The 15,275-nt window shown below is 62.1% G+C and carries 17 protein-coding genes; 7 read left to right on the top strand and 10 right to left on the bottom strand.

The features are described from left to right. Positions 1 to 187: 187 nt before the first annotated feature. Entirely contained in the window at positions 188 to 1,417 is a 1,230-nt protein-coding gene (gene hemA, locus NWI_RS01265) for a 5-aminolevulinate synthase (RefSeq protein ID WP_011313576.1), read from the top strand. A gap of 172 nt (positions 1,418 to 1,589) precedes the next feature. On the opposite strand, the gene NWI_RS01260 is transcribed toward hemA, so the two are convergent. Next, positions 1,590 to 2,240 (bottom strand): response regulator transcription factor, encoded by a 651-nt coding sequence (locus NWI_RS01260; protein ID WP_011313575.1) that lies wholly within the window; start codon positions 2,238 to 2,240, stop codon positions 1,590 to 1,592. A 531-nt stretch (positions 2,241 to 2,771) separates the two neighbouring features. After that, entirely contained in the window at positions 2,772 to 3,386 is a 615-nt protein-coding gene (locus NWI_RS01255; protein ID WP_244374944.1) for a hypothetical protein, read from the bottom strand. Between the two features lie 475 nt (positions 3,387 to 3,861). On the opposite strand from NWI_RS01255, the gene NWI_RS01250 reads away from it, so the two are divergent. From NWI_RS01250 to NWI_RS01230, 5 genes are all read left to right on the top strand, one after another. Next, complete coding sequence (locus NWI_RS01250; RefSeq protein WP_011313573.1) at positions 3,862 to 4,245, top strand: AtpZ/AtpI family protein; 384 nt, start codon at positions 3,862 to 3,864, stop codon at positions 4,243 to 4,245. A gap of 68 nt (positions 4,246 to 4,313) precedes the next feature. Further along, a complete protein-coding gene (locus NWI_RS01245; RefSeq protein WP_011313572.1) occupies positions 4,314 to 5,057 on the top strand; it encodes a F0F1 ATP synthase subunit A in 744 nt (247 codons plus the stop codon). A gap of 52 nt (positions 5,058 to 5,109) precedes the next feature. Next, the gene (locus NWI_RS01240) at positions 5,110 to 5,337 is read left to right on the top strand and encodes a F0F1 ATP synthase subunit C (protein ID WP_009796340.1); all 228 of its coding nucleotides are present in this window, start codon (positions 5,110 to 5,112) and stop codon (positions 5,335 to 5,337) included. A 63-nt stretch (positions 5,338 to 5,400) separates the two neighbouring features. Continuing rightward, positions 5,401 to 5,958 (top strand): ATP synthase subunit b 2, encoded by a 558-nt coding sequence (locus NWI_RS01235; RefSeq protein ID WP_011313571.1) that lies wholly within the window; start codon positions 5,401 to 5,403, stop codon positions 5,956 to 5,958. 8 nt (positions 5,959 to 5,966) lie between these two features. Beyond that, positions 5,967 to 6,452, top strand: coding sequence for an ATP synthase subunit b 1 (locus NWI_RS01230; protein ID WP_011313570.1), 486 nt, complete (start codon positions 5,967 to 5,969; stop codon positions 6,450 to 6,452). A 388-nt stretch (positions 6,453 to 6,840) separates the two neighbouring features. Here NWI_RS01230 and NWI_RS01225 read toward each other — a convergent pair whose 3' ends face one another. Further along, the gene (locus tag NWI_RS01225) at positions 6,841 to 7,551 is read right to left on the bottom strand and encodes a hypothetical protein (protein ID WP_011313569.1); all 711 of its coding nucleotides are present in this window, start codon (positions 7,549 to 7,551) and stop codon (positions 6,841 to 6,843) included. A 197-nt stretch (positions 7,552 to 7,748) separates the two neighbouring features. Between NWI_RS01225 and NWI_RS16580 the strand changes: the two genes are divergently transcribed. Continuing rightward, positions 7,749 to 8,692 (top strand): IS630 family transposase gene (locus tag NWI_RS16580; protein WP_187147962.1). Its coding sequence is split into 2 segments (ribosomal slippage): positions 7,749 to 8,084 and positions 8,087 to 8,692, totalling 942 coding nucleotides; the frame shifts between segments, so codons are not numbered across the junction. A 154-nt stretch (positions 8,693 to 8,846) separates the two neighbouring features. Here the strand turns inward: NWI_RS16580 and NWI_RS01210 are convergent. The 7 genes from NWI_RS01210 to NWI_RS01180 form a co-directional block, all read right to left on the bottom strand. Further along, a complete protein-coding gene (locus tag NWI_RS01210) occupies positions 8,847 to 9,431 on the bottom strand; it encodes a GNAT family N-acetyltransferase (protein ID WP_011313566.1) in 585 nt (194 codons plus the stop codon). A 176-nt stretch (positions 9,432 to 9,607) separates the two neighbouring features. Beyond that, positions 9,608 to 10,897, bottom strand: coding sequence for a M16 family metallopeptidase (locus NWI_RS01205; RefSeq protein WP_011313565.1), 1,290 nt, complete (start codon positions 10,895 to 10,897; stop codon positions 9,608 to 9,610). After that, positions 10,894 to 12,312, bottom strand: a complete 1,419-nt coding sequence (gene thrC / locus NWI_RS01200; RefSeq protein ID WP_011313564.1) for a threonine synthase — start codon at positions 12,310 to 12,312, stop codon at positions 10,894 to 10,896. Before thrC ends, NWI_RS01205 begins: the two co-directional genes overlap by 4 nt. Positions 12,313 to 12,499: 187 nt before the next feature. Continuing rightward, positions 12,500 to 13,354, bottom strand: a complete 855-nt coding sequence (locus NWI_RS01195; RefSeq protein WP_011313563.1) for a cytochrome c oxidase subunit 3 — start codon at positions 13,352 to 13,354, stop codon at positions 12,500 to 12,502. Between the two features lie 96 nt (positions 13,355 to 13,450). Further along, positions 13,451 to 14,092, bottom strand: coding sequence for a cytochrome c oxidase assembly protein (locus NWI_RS01190; RefSeq protein WP_011313562.1), 642 nt, complete (start codon positions 14,090 to 14,092; stop codon positions 13,451 to 13,453). Positions 14,093 to 14,098: 6 nt separating this feature from the next. After that, positions 14,099 to 14,269 (bottom strand): hypothetical protein, encoded by a 171-nt coding sequence (locus NWI_RS01185; protein ID WP_011313561.1) that lies wholly within the window; start codon positions 14,267 to 14,269, stop codon positions 14,099 to 14,101. 16 nt (positions 14,270 to 14,285) lie between these two features. Beyond that, the gene (locus tag NWI_RS01180; RefSeq protein ID WP_011313560.1) at positions 14,286 to 15,224 is read right to left on the bottom strand and encodes a heme o synthase; all 939 of its coding nucleotides are present in this window, start codon (positions 15,222 to 15,224) and stop codon (positions 14,286 to 14,288) included. Positions 15,225 to 15,275 lie beyond the last annotated feature (51 nt).

The raw sequence follows: 15,275 nt of genomic DNA, 5'->3' as shown, positions 1-15,275 counted from the left end.
AGCCGGTCAACAGGGTCGCCCGACCCATGGACCTCATTTGCGACATCATTTGCGCCAGAGCAAATTAACGGCGATTTTTAACCCTCAAGTTGGCGCTTTTGCGGATTCCGGCTCGACAGCCCCGCTGGAAAGGCTCTAAAAAGGCTATGATCGGTCCGGCGTCCCGGGCTTTTATCCGGATGTTGTCATGGATTATAGCAAGTTCTTCTGTAACGCGCTCGATCGCCTTCATGACGAGCGGCGCTACCGTGTTTTCGCGGATCTCGAGCGCATCGCCGGACGGTTCCCCTACGCCACCCTGCACACGCCCCAGGGGCCGCGCAACGTCATCATCTGGTGTTCCAACGACTATCTCGGCATGGGTCAGCATCCGAAGGTGGTCGGGGCCATGGTCGAGACCGCGACCAGGGTCGGCACCGGCGCCGGCGGCACCCGCAACATCGCCGGAACCCATCATCCGCTGGTCCAGCTCGAGCAGGAACTGGCCGATCTGCATGGCAAGCCGGCAGCGCTGGTGTTCACATCCGGCTATGTCTCCAATCAGACCGGAATTTCCACTCTCGCCAAGCTGATACCGGACTGCCTCATCCTCTCCGACGCGCTCAACCACAATTCGATGATCGAAGGCATCCGCCAGTCCGGTTGCGAACGCGTGGTTTTCCGTCACAACGATCTGGCCCATCTCGAGGAACTGCTTCGCGCCGCCCCCCCTGATCGCCCGAAGCTGATCGCCTGCGAAAGCCTCTATTCGATGGATGGCGATGTCGCACCGCTTTCGAAGATCTGCGACCTCGCCGAGCGCTACGGCGCCATGACCTATGTCGACGAGGTGCACGCCGTCGGCATGTATGGACCGCGCGGCGGCGGCATCGCGGAGCGCGAAGGCGTCATGCACCGCATCGACGTTCTCGAAGGCACACTCGCCAAGGCCTTCGGCTGCCTCGGCGGCTACATCGCCGCCAGGTCCGAGATCATCGACGCCGTGCGTTCCTATGCGCCGGGCTTCATCTTCACCACCTCGTTGCCGCCCGCGATCTGCTCCGCGGCGACCGCAGCGATCCGGCATCTCAAATCATCGACCTGGGAACGCGAACGCCATCAGGAGCGGGCGGCGCGCACCAAGGCCAGCCTGATCGCGGCCGGCCTGCCGGTGATGGTGAGTTCAACACACATCGTTCCGGTTTTCGTCGGTGATCCCGAGCGCTGCAAGCGGGCCTCCGACATGCTGCTGCACGACCACAACATCTATATCCAGCCGATCAACTATCCGACCGTCGCCAAGGGAATGGAGCGGCTGCGGATCACGCCTTCGCCGTACCATGACGACGCGTTGGTCGATCAATTGGCCGAAGCGCTGCTTCAAGTGTGGGAACGTCTCGGTCTGCCGCTACAGGCGAAATCCATGGCGGCCGAGTAACGGCCCGGCGGAACGCTTTCGCTTTCGGCGGAAACACGTCCGCATCGGGTTCGCGATGCGTTATCTTTGCGCGGGTCCCTGTCCGTCTGCTCGGCGGCCCATCGCTTGATGAAACCGCGAGAAGCCGAACGAAGGGCCTCGCTTCTGATTCCATCAGAAGCGGGAGGAATCTCTATGAAGCGGAAAGCCCCCGCCATGCGCTCCCCTCGGAGAACACGATCCGAATCAGATCGGCCGTATTCTTGGCCCCGAGCTTGTCCATGATTCGCGCGCGGTGCACCTCGACGGTACGCGGGCTGATGCCAAGTCTTCTCCCTGCCTCCTTGTTCGAGGCGCCCCTGGCGACTTGAGACAGAACCTCGCGCTCACGGCAGGTCAGCAGATGGCGGCCGGGAAAGTTGGCGAAGCCGTCCCTCTCGCTCCCTCGGGCTTCTCTCCATACCTTCACCGCGGCACGCACCCGTTCAATGATGACATCGGAGGAAAACGGCTTCTCCAGGAAATCGAGCGCGCCGTACTTCATAGCCGCGACGGCCATTGAAATGTCGGCGGCGCCCGAGATCACGAGGATCGGCGCGGCCACCCGTTCGTCGGCGAGCCTGCGCAGGACATCAAATCCAGATTCTCCGGGAAGATTGAGGTCGAGAATCACACAGGCAGGAGACGCGTTGCGAACCGCTTCAAGGAACGATGAACCGTCGCCGAAGCCTTGCGCCGCATAACCCTCGATCTTCAAGAGGAGGACCAGCGTTTCACGGACCGAGGGATCATCGTCGAGGATGAAAATCGAGACATCCGAAACAAAGGACAGAAGTTTTCCCATCCGCTTCCTCACTAAAGAGTCTTTAGTTTTGACGCGTTTTCTTCACGCGAACCGGATTCCACTTCGCTCGAAAACGCTACTGATCACGATGCTAGTTGGATCGGATCGATCCAGGATCATGAACGATCGATTCCAACGGTCTAGGGTGGGATGCGAGTGAGTACCGCCGCGCACTTGTCCCTCATCCCGCTCTAGCAAGAAGCGCGTTACCACAACTTATACGTGTATAATCTGATTCGTGCAGTTTCGTAAACATCGCATGTCGAGAGTTGGGTACGCGGGACGAGCGGCATGGCGCGCAACTCGTGACGATCGCGCGGTAGCGTTCTCGAGCGAAGCGGATGATCTTCTGGCGCGAAGAGAAAAAGCGTTGGACCAGCTCATTGATCCTCGCTTCTGATTCAATCAGAAGCGAAAGCGCCGGGCCGCGAACCGCTGTGCAGCTTTAATTTGTTGTTTTGACGGGTTTTTTTCGCGCGAACCGGACACTTCGCTCGAAAATGCTATAAATGCCCTGATGCAATCGGAGCATCAGATCCTTCCAGACGGATCGTGCTCGATGCGGCTTGCCAACTCCATCAGCCGCCGCCAGGCGCGCTCGACGAATGACATCAAGCGGCCGACATCGCGATCGCTCGGCAGAGGGACTTCGATGCTGTTGCGGTCGGCCTCGGCGGATTTCGGTTCGTCAGCTTTTGGTGTGGCCGACCCCGACCCGCCGGACCCCGTCGCCTCCTGCCCGGACACAACCTTCCCGGTCTTGCCGGCCGACTCACGTGCAGCGAGTTGCGCCTTCAGGGCTTCGTTCTCCGCCTGCAATCGGCCGATTTCCTTGTCCAGCGCGGCATGCTCTTCCGGCAATGCATAGCACGCCCAGCCGGAGCCTTTGTCCTCGCAGTGAGAGACCACGCCGGTCAGCGTGTCCAGCCTGACGAAGCCACCGCTCATCGGCATGAGCGTATAGCGTGCTTTCCCCGCCTCGGACGCCTGCCCGAGCGCCGGCGCGGCCAGACAACAGAATATCGCGGCGATTGCGGAAATCCGCGACAGTTTGAGCGGCGGCGTTGCGTCCATGCTCTCTGCTCCGTCGAGACCGAAATCCGCTTTCACCAGGCGGACGCTTTGCGTGGGGTCAATTCGCCCCATAATGCGACGAGCCGGGTTCAACGCGTCGGCCGCCGATTTCGATCCGTGCCCCTCCCAAACTCCTCTGCCGCGGCAACGAGCAACACTGAGAGCGGGAGATGCGCGGGATTATGCCAATCATAGTATATATCTATACGATCAAAGAAAGGCGCTGAACGTCTGCCGAAAAGCGCGAATACAGGATAGTGTCACAAGAGCAGACGCCCTCGAGGTCTCCAAAGGCGAGCATTCTTGCGCCTGCTGGCGCGTCCGCCTCGCCAGAATCAAGCCGCCGCTTCGCGAAAGCCGCTTTCGCAGCGCGGCAACTCGGCGCATCCGGGTTGCTTTTCCACAATAAAGCCAGCCAATTCAATGTCCTAATCTCATACGACGCAATCTTGACTTGACCTTGGGCCGTCAGTATGGTCCGCGCGGCTTTTGAGGGTAACGGGCGTAATTTCCTGAAGATCGCGGCGTTATGTCGGGTGTCGAGGACATGTCTGACGGCACGGACAAAAACAGCGGCGGGCACGGAGATCGCGAGCATTCGGCTCCCGACGAGGCTGCGCTTTCCGAAAGGCTCGGGAATCTCGATCAGCGGCTGTCCAGGCTTCGTGGACCCGGCCGGAGCGAGACTGACCGATCCGGTGATGGAAGCGGGGACGGAGCTGCCAGAGCCTCGGCGATGGCGCGCGGTTTCCGCCTGTCCTCGGAATTGATCGCGGGCGTTGCGGTCGGAGCGTTGATAGGCTGGGGAGTAGACCGCTTGCTGTCGACCTCGCCCTGGGGACTGATCGTGTTTTTCCTGCTTGGCTTCGCCGCCGGCGTGATCAACGTGATGCGGTCGGCGGGCGTGATTCCCGAACAGAAAGACCGATGACGGATGGCCGTCGGGGTGACTGAGTTGCTTGAACGCCGGCTTTCCGGCAGATCGAAAGTTACACGCGGATGATGGACCCGATCCACCAGTTCAACATCGAGCCAATCTTCACGATCGGCCACATCGGCGGGCAGGAAATCGCCTTCACCAATTCCTCCGCTTACATGTTTCTCGCCGTCGCCCTGACATCGCTTCTGATGCTGGGAACCGGCCGCAGGCTCGTCCCCGGGCGGATGCAGTCGATCGCCGAGATCAGCTACGAATTCGTGGCCGACACCATACGCACCACCGCCGGCAAGGAGGGCATGAAGTTCTTTCCCTTCGTGTTCTCGATCTTCATGCTGGTGACCGTCTCGAACCTCGTCGGCATCATCCCCTACACCTTCACGATCTCGAGCCACATCATCGTCACCGCCGCGCTGGCATTCCTGGTCTTCTTCACGGTGCTGATCTACGGCTTCTATAAAAACGGCCTGAGGTTCTTCAAGCTGTTCGTGCCATCAGGCATTCCGGTCGTGATTCTGCCTCTGGTGGTGACGATCGAGGTGATCTCGTTCCTGTCGCGGCCGGTCTCGCACAGCGTGCGTCTGTTCGCCAACATGCTCGCCGGCCACATCACGCTGAAGGTGTTCGCGAGCTTCGTCACCATGCTAGGGGCGATGGGAATCGTCGGCGTGTTCGGCGCCGTGCTGCCGCTGGCGCTGGTCGTGGCGCTCACCGCGCTCGAACTGCTGGTCGCATTCCTTCAAGCCTACGTCTTCACGATCCTTACCTGCATCTACATCAACGATGCAATTCATCCTGGTCACTAGGACCGGTTGCCCTCCAAAGTCACTCTCACAGCCTCAGCAAGGAGTTTGTTTCATGGATCCGATTGCCGCGAAGTACATTGGCGCTGGTATTGCCTGCATCGGCATGGGTGGCGCCGGCGCCGGCGTGGGTATCATTTTCGGCAACTATCTTGCCGCCGCGGTACGCAATCCGTCGGCCGCCCAGGGCCAGTTCGGCAACCTGATTTTCGGCTTCGCGGTGACGGAAGCGCTCGGCATCTTCTCGCTGCTGATCGCCCTGCTGTTGCTGTTCGCACTTTAAGATCACTGACCGGCTGACGGGGCCTGGAAAGCCGGGTCCCGATCAACCGCAGAGGAGAAGCCCGTGGCTGAAAGTCATGGCAACGCACACGGTGCGACGGCCCACACCGAAGCCGATGGTGGCCACAAGGCCCCGTTCCCGCCGTTCCAGAAGGAGACGTTCGCGTCTCAGCTGGTTTCGCTGACGATCGCGTTCGTCGCGCTCTATCTGATCTCATCGCGACTGGCTTTGCCGCGCGTCCGCCAGACCATCGACGACCGAGAGAACACGATCAAGGGCGACCTCGCACAAGCGCAAAAGCTGAAGGACGATTCCGACGCCGCGTTGAAGGCCTATGAGGCCGAACTCGCCGCGGCGCGCGCCCGGGCGCAGGCGATCGGCAACGAGACCCGCGAAAAGCTGAATGCGGCCGCGGAAGCCGAACGCAAGGCGCTCGAGGAACGGCTGTCCGTCAAGCTCGCCGACGCCGAAAAAACCATCGCCTCCACGCGCGCGGCGGCGATGAGCAACGTCCGCGGCATCGCAAGCGATGCGGCAACGGCGATCGTCCAGCAACTGACCGGCGCAACGCCCGACTCCAAGCTCGTCGATAGCGCCGTCGACGCCTCCATGAAGGGATGACGGGGACAATGCTTGCCGAACCGGAAACCTGGGTTGCCATAGCCTTCCTCCTCCTAATGGGCGTCTTCGCCTATGTGGGCGTTCACCGCACGGTGCTGTCGGCTCTCGATCGTCGCAGCGCGCGCATCAAGAACGAACTGGACGACGCGCGCCGCCTTAAGGATGAAGCCGCCAAGCTGCTGGCCGACTACAAAGCCCGCCATGCGAGCGCCGAGCGCGAGGCGCAGGACATCATCGCTTCGGCCAGAGCCGAAGCCGAGCGCATCGCGGCAGAAGCGAAGGCCAAGATGGAGGATTTCGTCGCGCGCCGCACTAAAAGCGCGGAAGGTAAGATCGCCTCGGCGGAAGCTCAGGCTATCGCGGATGTCCGCGCGGCCGCGGCCGACGCCGCTGTCGCCGCAGCCTCCTCGATCCTGTCGAACTCGGTGAAGGGTCAGCTTGCCGACGAACTGCTCGTTCAAGGCGTCAGCGAGGTTCGCTCCAAGCTCAACTAGAGCGTTTTCAAGCGAAGCGTCGGTTCGCGTGAAGAAAGCGCGTCAGATCAAAATCATAGAGCCCGCTTCTGACTCTATCGGAATCGGGCTCTAAATTCGCCCAAACGCGACAAGCCGGTGCGAGAACTGCTCGTCCCGGCTTTTTTGTTTCGCAAACGGTGCCCGCGAGCAACCGAGCGGCATTATCATGCGCACGCATTGACGACGATCCAACGCCCTCGGTGTGCTGACAAAATCGCTTGCGCAAAATCACCCGCCTATGAGGCGAGCGCAACGCAGCCGCTGCTTTCATTTTATCTTGGCTATATGCCGGTCGGCGCGAAGGACGCCGCGTCAGATCAGGATCCGAGAGCCCCGCTTCTGATTCCGTCGGAGGCAGAAGCGCACTCTATCTCTGTCGCCTTCGGTTCATGCGCGGTTCGGGTTTCAGCGCCTGCGGATCGAACCCGACGTAGAATACGTAGCGATCGGCGGCCGCGCCCTGGGGCGCCGGATAGGAGAGGTCGTCCGACACGAAACTGTAGATTCCGCCTCCGGAATCCGACAGGCTCACCGTGATCGTATAGGCGTTGGTGGCAATCGTTTTCGGGGAAATGCCGTCCTCGACCACCGCGACGCGCAACGGCACCTCCACGGTCGGTGGCGCCCCCGCCGGCCCCACGATGACTCGCCCACGAATACCGACCTTGACCGAGATTTGTTGCGTGTCGGAGTTGTAATCGCATTCTCGCGCGGTGTCGCGGATCGTCGCCTGATAGCGGACCTCGGCGCCTGTCGCCGGCTTGCCCGACTCGCCGACAGCATAGGTCGATGCTCCGGAACGAATGGCGACGGACGGGCAGGTCAGATAATCGGGCACGGAAGCCGTGTCGCCGGGTGCCGGCGCTGTCTGCTCCGGCTGCGATCTGATGCCGAACATGCCCTTGAAGCGATCGCCGAGCGACTGCGATTGCACCGGGAAAGCGGCAACCGTGCAGCAAACCGCGACCATGGTCATCAGCGAGGAAAATCGACTCAGGAAAAGGCCGCCCCAGGGAAAGCACCGGAAGCGCCCGGCAGCCCCCGGCTCGCCTTCGGCGGTATCAGCAACATCAAGCATTTCACGTCATCATCCGATCGTTGGTTCTCATGCGCGGCCTTATAGCAAGCCGAAGGCGTCATACCAAAGTCGCTATCGCGTTATCGAGCGAAGCTATCCCGGAGCTAGAGCGGGATGGGTTTATTTTGAATCGATTGAGATTCCCAAATCAGAATTCATCTGATTCAACATGCTGACTGGGAAGGAGGCCAGCATGGATGGGACGAGCCTATTCGAACGACCTTCGTGAGCGGGTAGTGCGTGCTGTCGTTAAAGGCGGCCTGTCGCGGCATCAGGCTGCGGCCCAGTTTGGGGTGGGCATCAGCACGGCGATCAACTGGGTACAACGCTTCCACGAGACCGGCAGCGTCGCGCCAAGCCAGATCGGCGGCTATAGGCCAAAGAAGATTGCGGGGCCGCACCGCGAATGGCTGCTGCAACGGTGCCGAAAGGACTTTACCGTGCGCGGGCTGGTGGCCGAACTTGCCGAGCGTGGCCTTAAGGTCGATTACCGCACGATGTGGGAGTTCGTTCACGCTGTGAAGCTCAGTTACAAAAAAAGACGCTGATTGCTGCAGAGCAGGATCGTCCCGATGTCGCCCGTCGGCGAGCGCAATGGACCAAGTATCGAGATCGGATTGATCCCACTCGGCTGGTGTTCATCGATGAGACCTGGACCAAAACCAATATGGCGCCGCTGCGGGGCTGGGCGCCGCGCGGTCAACGCATCAGAGCCAAGGTGCCGCATGGCCGCTGGCAGACCATGACCTTTATGGCCGCTCTGCGCCACGATCGCATCACCGCGCCGTGGTTCATCGAGGGGCCGATCAACGGCGAAGCCTTCCTTCTCTACATCGAGAAGGTTCTGGTCCCGACCCTGCGGCACGGCGACATCGTCATTATGGACAACCTCGGCTCGCACAAGGCCAGCGCCGTGCGTCGCGTCATCCGTGCCGCCGGTGCCCGGCTCTTCTACCTGCCGAAATACTCGCCTGATCTGAACCCGATCGAGCAGTTCTTTGCCAAGTTCAAACACTGGCTACGCAAAGCCGCGCAGCGGACCACCGAGGCCGTCTACAATGCTATCGCTCCGATCCTCGAAACCGTTGCACCGGCTGAATGCGCCAACTACTTCGTCAATGCAGGATACAACCAAATCTAAACTCATCATGCTCTAGGGCCGAGGATCAGCAGCGGCTCGTTCGAAACACTTTAGTGCATGATTCGATCAAGTTGAAACGGACCAATGCACCAAGGAATGTTGTCTGGTCGCATTTTCCTGCGGCGAACCGGTATCCACTTCGCTCGAAAACGCTTTAGCTCCGGAGATCATCGTGCAGTACGCCGAACAGCAGGTGATCCTGCCAGATTCCGTTGATGCGAAGATAGCGGCGCGCCAGCCCCTCCCGCGTGAAGCCGCACTTGTCCAGCACGCGGATGGACGGCGCGTTGCTGGGAATGCAGGCAGCCTCGATGCGATGCAGGTTCAGTTCGCCGAACAGGGCCGGAAGCAGCACTCGCAGCGCGGCTGTCATGTAGCCCTGCCCCGCATGCGGCTGGCCTATCCAGTATCCGATGGTGCCCGCCTGCGCGATGCCGCGACGGACATTGGCGAGCGTTATTCCACCCAACATCACGCCGTCGGATTCACGGAACACAATGAACGGATAGGACCTGTCATCAGCGATATCCTCCGCGTAGCGGCGTAACCTCCGCCGAAATCCGGCGCGCGTGAGATCGTCGGCGGGCCAGATCGGCTCCCATGGGGTCAGATAGGCGCGGCTGCACTCGCGAAGCTGTCTCCATTGCAGAAAGTCGGACATCTCGGGCGCACGCAGGAAAAGACCGTGCCCCCGGGGCGCAAGCGCAGGCGCGCTGGACGACAGACGAAACAAAGCCATGGTCGTTCCTCGACCCCGAACCCCCAACAGTTTCCCGCTCGAATCACGCTTTTGACGGATTCAAGATGTGGCTCTCAGATTTTAATCTGACCACGTTGAATCGGATCATGCTCAGGAAGTGAATGTCTCGTCGCATTTCCTTCGGCGAACCGATATCCGCTTCGCCGGAAAAAGCTCTAGTGGAGCAGGATCCGGGCCTTCGACTGCGCCAATCCTTCCGCGAAAGCGACTGCGCTGTCCAGCCCCCTTCCGCTGCCGAGCGCGACGACAGCGGGACGGCTGCGGGCCAGGAGGCCGCGCGCCGCATCACGCGTTGATTCGACGCTGACGGCGTCGATCCTGGCGGTCAATTCCCCGACGCTCTGGGGCCGTCCATAAACGAGCATATGCCGGGCCAATTGTTCGGCGCGGGCGCTGCAACTCTCCAGCGCCATCAACAGGCCAGCTTTCATCTGCGCCTTCGCGCGCGCGATCTCAGCTTCCGTCAGCGTTTCCACGGCTTCGCTGATAACGTCGACGATGACTTCCATCATTTCAGGCGCGTCGCTCGGATCGGTGCCGGTGTAGAGCCCAAACAGGCCGGTGTCGGCATAGGGTGCATGGAAAGTATAGATCGAGTAGCACAGACCGCGCTTCTCACGAACTTCCTGAAACAGTCGCGAGGACATGCCGCCCCCAAGAACGCTGGTGAACACCTGGAGGGAAAACAGCGAGCCGTCGGTCTGCGGCACCCCTTCCAGCGCCAACGTCAGATGCGCCTGTTCCAAATCGCGATGCACTACCCTGGAGCCGCCGTGGCCGAATGTCGCCGCCGCCGGCTGCGGAGGCGGCGCGGCGTCGAAACCGGCAAAGCGGCGCTCGACTTCGGCAACAACCATCCCATGCTCGATCGCACCCGCCGCCGCCACCACCATGTCCGGCCCGCGATAATGCGTCTTGAGGTAACCATGCAGCATATCGCTGTTGAATCGCTCCAGCGTCTCGGGCGTTCCGAGCAGCGAACGGCCGATGGGCTGGTCGGGATAACAGAGTTCGTTGAGTTGCTCGAAAACGACGTCGTCAGGGGTGTCCTGCGCCGCACCGATTTCCTGCTCGATGACACCCTTCTCGCATTCGAGCTCCTTTGCGTCGAAGATCGGGTTGGACAGGATGTCGCTCAACACATCGAGCGCGAGCGGAACGTCGGCCTTCATCACCCGCGCGTAATAAGCCGTCGTCTCGACCCCGGTAGCGGCGTTGAGATCGCCGCCGACGGCCTCGATCTCCTCGGCGATCGCCCGCGACGAACGCGTGGTGGTGCCCTTGAACGCCATATGTTCGAGAAGGTGAGAGATGCCGTGCTCGTCCGGCTTCTCGTCACGGCCGCCGACTCCGGTCCAGACACCGAGCGCGGCGGTTTCCAGATGTGGCATGTCATCAGTCACGACGGTGAGGCCGGACGACAGCTTCGTGACATTGACACTCATCCGGTAACTCCGTGATTGGCGGCGCGGCTGACGGACAGCACGAACCGTTCGATTTCTGCCTGATCGTTGTTCACGATCGTGATCCGCTCGGGCCGGGTCATCAAGCCGTCGAGCCAGGCCGGCAACGGCGGCCGTACGCCGCAGGCCGCCTCAACGGCGTCAGGGAACTTGGCGGCATGGGCGGTGGCGAGCACGATGTTGGGAACGCGCGACTCCGCCGCGTCACGATCGGCCACCGTCAAGGCAACAGCCGTATGCGGGTCGAGCAGATCTCCGGCTTCGCGCCACGCCGTGCGGATCGTGGCCGCGGTCTCCGTTTCGTCGGCACATTCGGCATCGAAATCCGCGCGCATCGCGGCCAGAACCGACTCCGGTAGCGCGAAACGGCCGGACTGCTGCAACGAGGCCATCAGCGCACGCACCTGCGCGGCATCACGCCCGGTCGCCTCGAACAACAGCCGTTCGAAGTTCGACGACACCTGAATGTCCATCGACGGCGAAGAGGTGGCGTGAACCTCGCGCACCTCATAAATTCCGGTCTTCAGCGTGCGCGGCAGAATATCATTGATGTTGGCGGCGATCCGCAGCCGGCGTACCGGCAGTCCCATGCGCTTTGCGACGTAACCGGCGAAGATGTCGCCGAAATTACCGGTCGGCACGGTAAAATCAACGGCGCGCGCGGGCGCGCCGAGCGCGACCGCAGAGGTGAAGTAATACACTACCTGTGCAACGATCCGCGCCCAGTTGATCGAGTTGACTCCCGAGAGCGATACCTCGTCGCGGAAGCGGTGATTGTTGAACAGGCCCTTCACGATCGCCTGGCAGTCGTCGAACGTGCCCTTGACCGCAAGCGCATGAACATTCGGCGCGGCCGTCGTCGTCATCATGCGTCGCTGCACCTCGGAAATGCGGCCGTCCGGGAACAAGGCGATCAGATCAACATTCGCACGGTTGGCGAATGCATCCACTGCCGCGCCGCCGGTGTCACCCGAGGTGGCCACGACGATGGTGGTGCGCTGGCCGCGTCTCGCCAGAACGTGGTCCATCAGCCGCGACAGCAACTGCATCGCCACGTCCTTGAACGCCAGCGTCGGACCGTGAAACAGTTCCAGCAGGAACTGTTGAGAGCCTATCTGATCGAGCGGGACCACCGCGGGGTGCCGGAAGGTCGCATAAGCCTCGTTGGCCATGCGAGCGAGGTCGACGTCGGCGATATCTCCGCCCACGAACGGCCGGATCACCTCAACGGCTACCTCCGAGTAGGGCCTGCCGAAAAAGGCGGCAACCGTATCGAGCCGCAATTGCGGCCAGACCTCCGGCACGTAGAGACCGCCGTCCCGTGCGAGTCCGGCCAGCATCACATCAGAGAAACCGAGTTTTTGATTCTCTCCCCGTGTCGAAAGATAGTGCGTCAAGCCGGCCCCCAAGCGCCGAAGTTTGTTGCCTTACGTCTGATGCCACGAGCCGCCGTCAATGTCGGTGACAGGCGCTGCGTATCATAAAGCCTCTTGAAATAAAGAAGAAATCAGACGGACAGCTCGAAAAGAGAAAGGGCGGCCTTATGGCCGCCCTTGATTATTGTTGTTTTTGCCGGGTTGGCGGTCAGTGTGCGGCGTGGGCCATGGCGGCGGCACCGTTGCCCCAGATATAGATGCAGACGAACAGGAACAGCCACACCACGTCGACGAAGTGCCAGTACCAGGCGGCGAACTCGAAGCCGAGGTGCTGGGAGGGGGTGAAGTGTCCCGCGTTGGCGCGGAACAGGCAGACGATCAGGAAGATGGTTCCGACCAGCACGTGGAAGCCGTGGAATCCGGTCGCCATGAAGAAGGTGGCGCCGTAGACGTTGCCGGCGAAGCTGAAGGCGGCGTGCTGATACTCATAAGCCTGGACGCAGGTGAAGATGGCGCCGAGCGCGATGGTCAGGATCAGGCCCCACTTCAGTCCCTTGCGGTCGCCGTTGAGCAGGGCGTGGTGCGCCCACGTCACGGTGGTTCCCGAGGTCAGCAGGATCAGGGTGTTGAGCAGCGGCAGGTGCCAGGGATCGAAGGTCTGGATGCCCTTGGGCGGCCAGACGCCGCCGAACAGGGCCTCGCGCGTCACATGCACGGGGTCGCCCGGGAACAGCGCGGAGTTGAAGAAGGCCCAGAACCAGGCGACGAAGAACATCACCTCGGAGGTGATGAACAGGATCATGCCATAGCGATGGCTGATCTGCACCACGCGGGTGTGATCGCCCTTGTGCTCGGCTTCGCGGATCACATCCGCCCACCAGCTCGCCATGGTGTAGAGCACGCCGACCACGCCGATGCCGAAGATGATCGGCGCGGCCGCGGTCATATGATGCATCCACAGGATCGCGCCCACGGCCATGATGAAAGCCGCGGTCGCGCCTACGATCGGCCACGGACTCGGGTCGACCAGGTGGTAATCGTGCTTGACTTGCGCCGTAGCCATTTGCGGTCTCTCTCCCTTAGCGGTGCCGGCGGTATTGGGCACCTATTGGTCTCACAACAAAACGCGTCGGTAACTAAACGCGTCGGCCCTCGAAGCTCAGATGCTTCCCCCTGGCCTGTCCGGCTCGTTTGCCGCCACCGGCCTGGGCGCGGCATTCTTCACCGGGAAGAAGGTATAGGACAGGGTGATGGTGTTGACGCCGTCGTACTCTTTGTCGGCGGCGAAGGCCTGATCGACATAGAAGACGACGGCCATCTCCCGCTTCTCGCCGGGCGCCAGGGTTTGCTCGGTGAAACAGAAGCAGTTGATCTTGGTGAAGTATGATCCGACCGCCAGCGGCGTGACGTTATAGGCGGCCTGTCCGGTCGTGGGCGACGCCGACTCGTTGGTGATGGCGTAATGCACGGTGGTGACCTCGCCGACCCGCACCTCTATCGCGGTCTGTTCCGCCTCGAACTTCCAGGGCAGCCCGCCGGAGACGTTGGAGTCGAAACGCACCGTCACCGTGCGCGCCAGCGGCTCCGCCTGCGGCGCGCTCCCTGCCACCTGCGTGGTTCCGTTGAACCCGGTGACGCGGCAGAACCAGTCGTAGAACGGCACCGACGCATAGGCCGCTCCGAGCATCAATGCGACCACCAGGCCGCAGGCGGCGCCGACCTTCACGTCGCGGCCGATGCGCGGCGCGGCCTTCGGCAAGGCCGGGGCCGCGGATTGCTGGTGTTGCGACGCGTCCGTCATTCTCAATCACACCGGACGGACGAGAACGCCCGGCCCTTTGATGAAGGTGACCGCGAAGAACAGCAGGACCAGGACGCCGAGCGCGCAGGCGATCGCGATCGAGCGTTCGCGCCGGCGCTTCTTCTGAGCTTCGGTGAGAACGATCCGGTCTCCGGCCGGCTTGTCGTTGCTGTCCATCGGTTCATGCGCCCCTCTACCAGATCAACGGCGCGACGGCCTTCGCGACCACATCGAGCAGCAGAACGGCGAACAGCGCGAACAGATAGAGAATCGAGAAGGCGAACAGCCGCCGCGTGGCGCGCAGCGCCTGGCTTCCGGTCCGGTGGCGATAGACCTCGATCGCGAGCACCAGCATGCCGGCGCCGAGGATCAGCGAGGTGACGCCATAGACCCAGTCGAAGTAGCCGAGCGGCCAGGGCGCGGCGGCGATCGCCACCAGCACGATGGTGTAGAGCAGGATCTGCAGCCGCGTCGCGTCGGGACCGGCGACCACCGGCAGCATCGGCACCCCGGCGCGGGCGTAATCGTCGGAGCGGAACAGCGCCAGCGCCCAGAAATGCGGCGGCGTCCAGAAGAAGATGATCAAGAACAGAAGCAGCGGCTCAACCGACAACGACCCCGTCGCGGCCGCCCACGCCACCACCGGCGGCAGCGCGCCGGCGGCGCCGCCGATCACGATGTTCTGCGCGGTCCGCCGCTTCAGCCCCATCGTGTAGATCACCACGTAAAAGAAGATCGTGAAGGCGAGCAGCCCCCCGGCGTACCAGTTGACCAGCGCGCCGAGCGTCATCACCGAGAAGAACGACAGCGTGAGGCCGAACCCCATCGCCTCGCCGCGGGTGATGCGGCCGCGCGGGATCGGCCGGTTGGCCGTGCGCGACATCAGCACGTCGATATCGCCTTCCAGCGCCATGTTCAGCGCGCCGGAGGCGCCGGCTCCGACCGCGATGCACAGGATCGCGATGAAGCCCAGCACCGGGTGAATATGGCCCGGCGCAATCATCAGCCCGACCAGCGCGGTGAAGATCACGAGCGACATCACTCGTGGCTTCAGCAGCGCGAAGTAATCGGCGACACCCGCCTCCGAGATCCGGGGCGGCAGCTCAACGGCTTTTTGATCGACAACCGACACGATACTACCCGCTTTGTTGGGTGCGCGGCGCGTGAGCGCGCCGCGCACATT

Source organism: Nitrobacter winogradskyi Nb-255, from assembly GCF_000012725.1.
GTDB classification, from domain to species: domain Bacteria; phylum Pseudomonadota; class Alphaproteobacteria; order Rhizobiales; family Xanthobacteraceae; genus Nitrobacter; species Nitrobacter winogradskyi.
The sequence above is the reverse complement of the archived record's forward strand: the minus strand, read 5'-3'. Positions and strand labels throughout refer to the sequence as shown.

Excerpts from the sequence above, each read along its gene's own strand:
- NWI_RS01260 (WP_011313575.1), bottom strand. The coding sequence starts at position 2,240 with ATGGGAAAACTTCTGTCCTTTGTTTCGGATGTCTCGATTTTCATCCTC.
- NWI_RS01240 (WP_009796340.1), top strand. The coding sequence starts at position 5,110 with ATGGATCCGATTGCCGCGAAGTACATTGGCGCTGGTATTGCCTGCATC.
- NWI_RS01185 (WP_011313561.1), bottom strand. The coding sequence starts at position 14,269 with ATGGACAGCAACGACAAGCCGGCCGGAGACCGGATCGTTCTCACCGAA.
- NWI_RS01225 (WP_011313569.1), bottom strand. The coding sequence starts at position 7,551 with ATGCTTGATGTTGCTGATACCGCCGAAGGCGAGCCGGGGGCTGCCGGG.
- NWI_RS01190 (WP_011313562.1), bottom strand. The coding sequence starts at position 14,092 with ATGACGGACGCGTCGCAACACCAGCAATCCGCGGCCCCGGCCTTGCCG.
- NWI_RS01195 (WP_011313563.1), bottom strand. The coding sequence starts at position 13,354 with ATGGCTACGGCGCAAGTCAAGCACGATTACCACCTGGTCGACCCGAGT.
- NWI_RS01250 (WP_011313573.1), top strand. The coding sequence starts at position 3,862 with ATGTCTGACGGCACGGACAAAAACAGCGGCGGGCACGGAGATCGCGAG.
- NWI_RS01210 (WP_011313566.1), bottom strand. The coding sequence starts at position 9,431 with ATGGCTTTGTTTCGTCTGTCGTCCAGCGCGCCTGCGCTTGCGCCCCGG.
- NWI_RS01245 (WP_011313572.1), top strand. The coding sequence starts at position 4,314 with ATGATGGACCCGATCCACCAGTTCAACATCGAGCCAATCTTCACGATC.
- NWI_RS01255 (WP_244374944.1), bottom strand. The coding sequence starts at position 3,386 with ATGGGGCGAATTGACCCCACGCAAAGCGTCCGCCTGGTGAAAGCGGAT.
- NWI_RS01230 (WP_011313570.1), top strand. The coding sequence starts at position 5,967 with ATGCTTGCCGAACCGGAAACCTGGGTTGCCATAGCCTTCCTCCTCCTA.
- hemA (WP_011313576.1), top strand. The coding sequence starts at position 188 with ATGGATTATAGCAAGTTCTTCTGTAACGCGCTCGATCGCCTTCATGAC.
- NWI_RS01205 (WP_011313565.1), bottom strand. The coding sequence starts at position 10,897 with ATGAGTGTCAATGTCACGAAGCTGTCGTCCGGCCTCACCGTCGTGACT.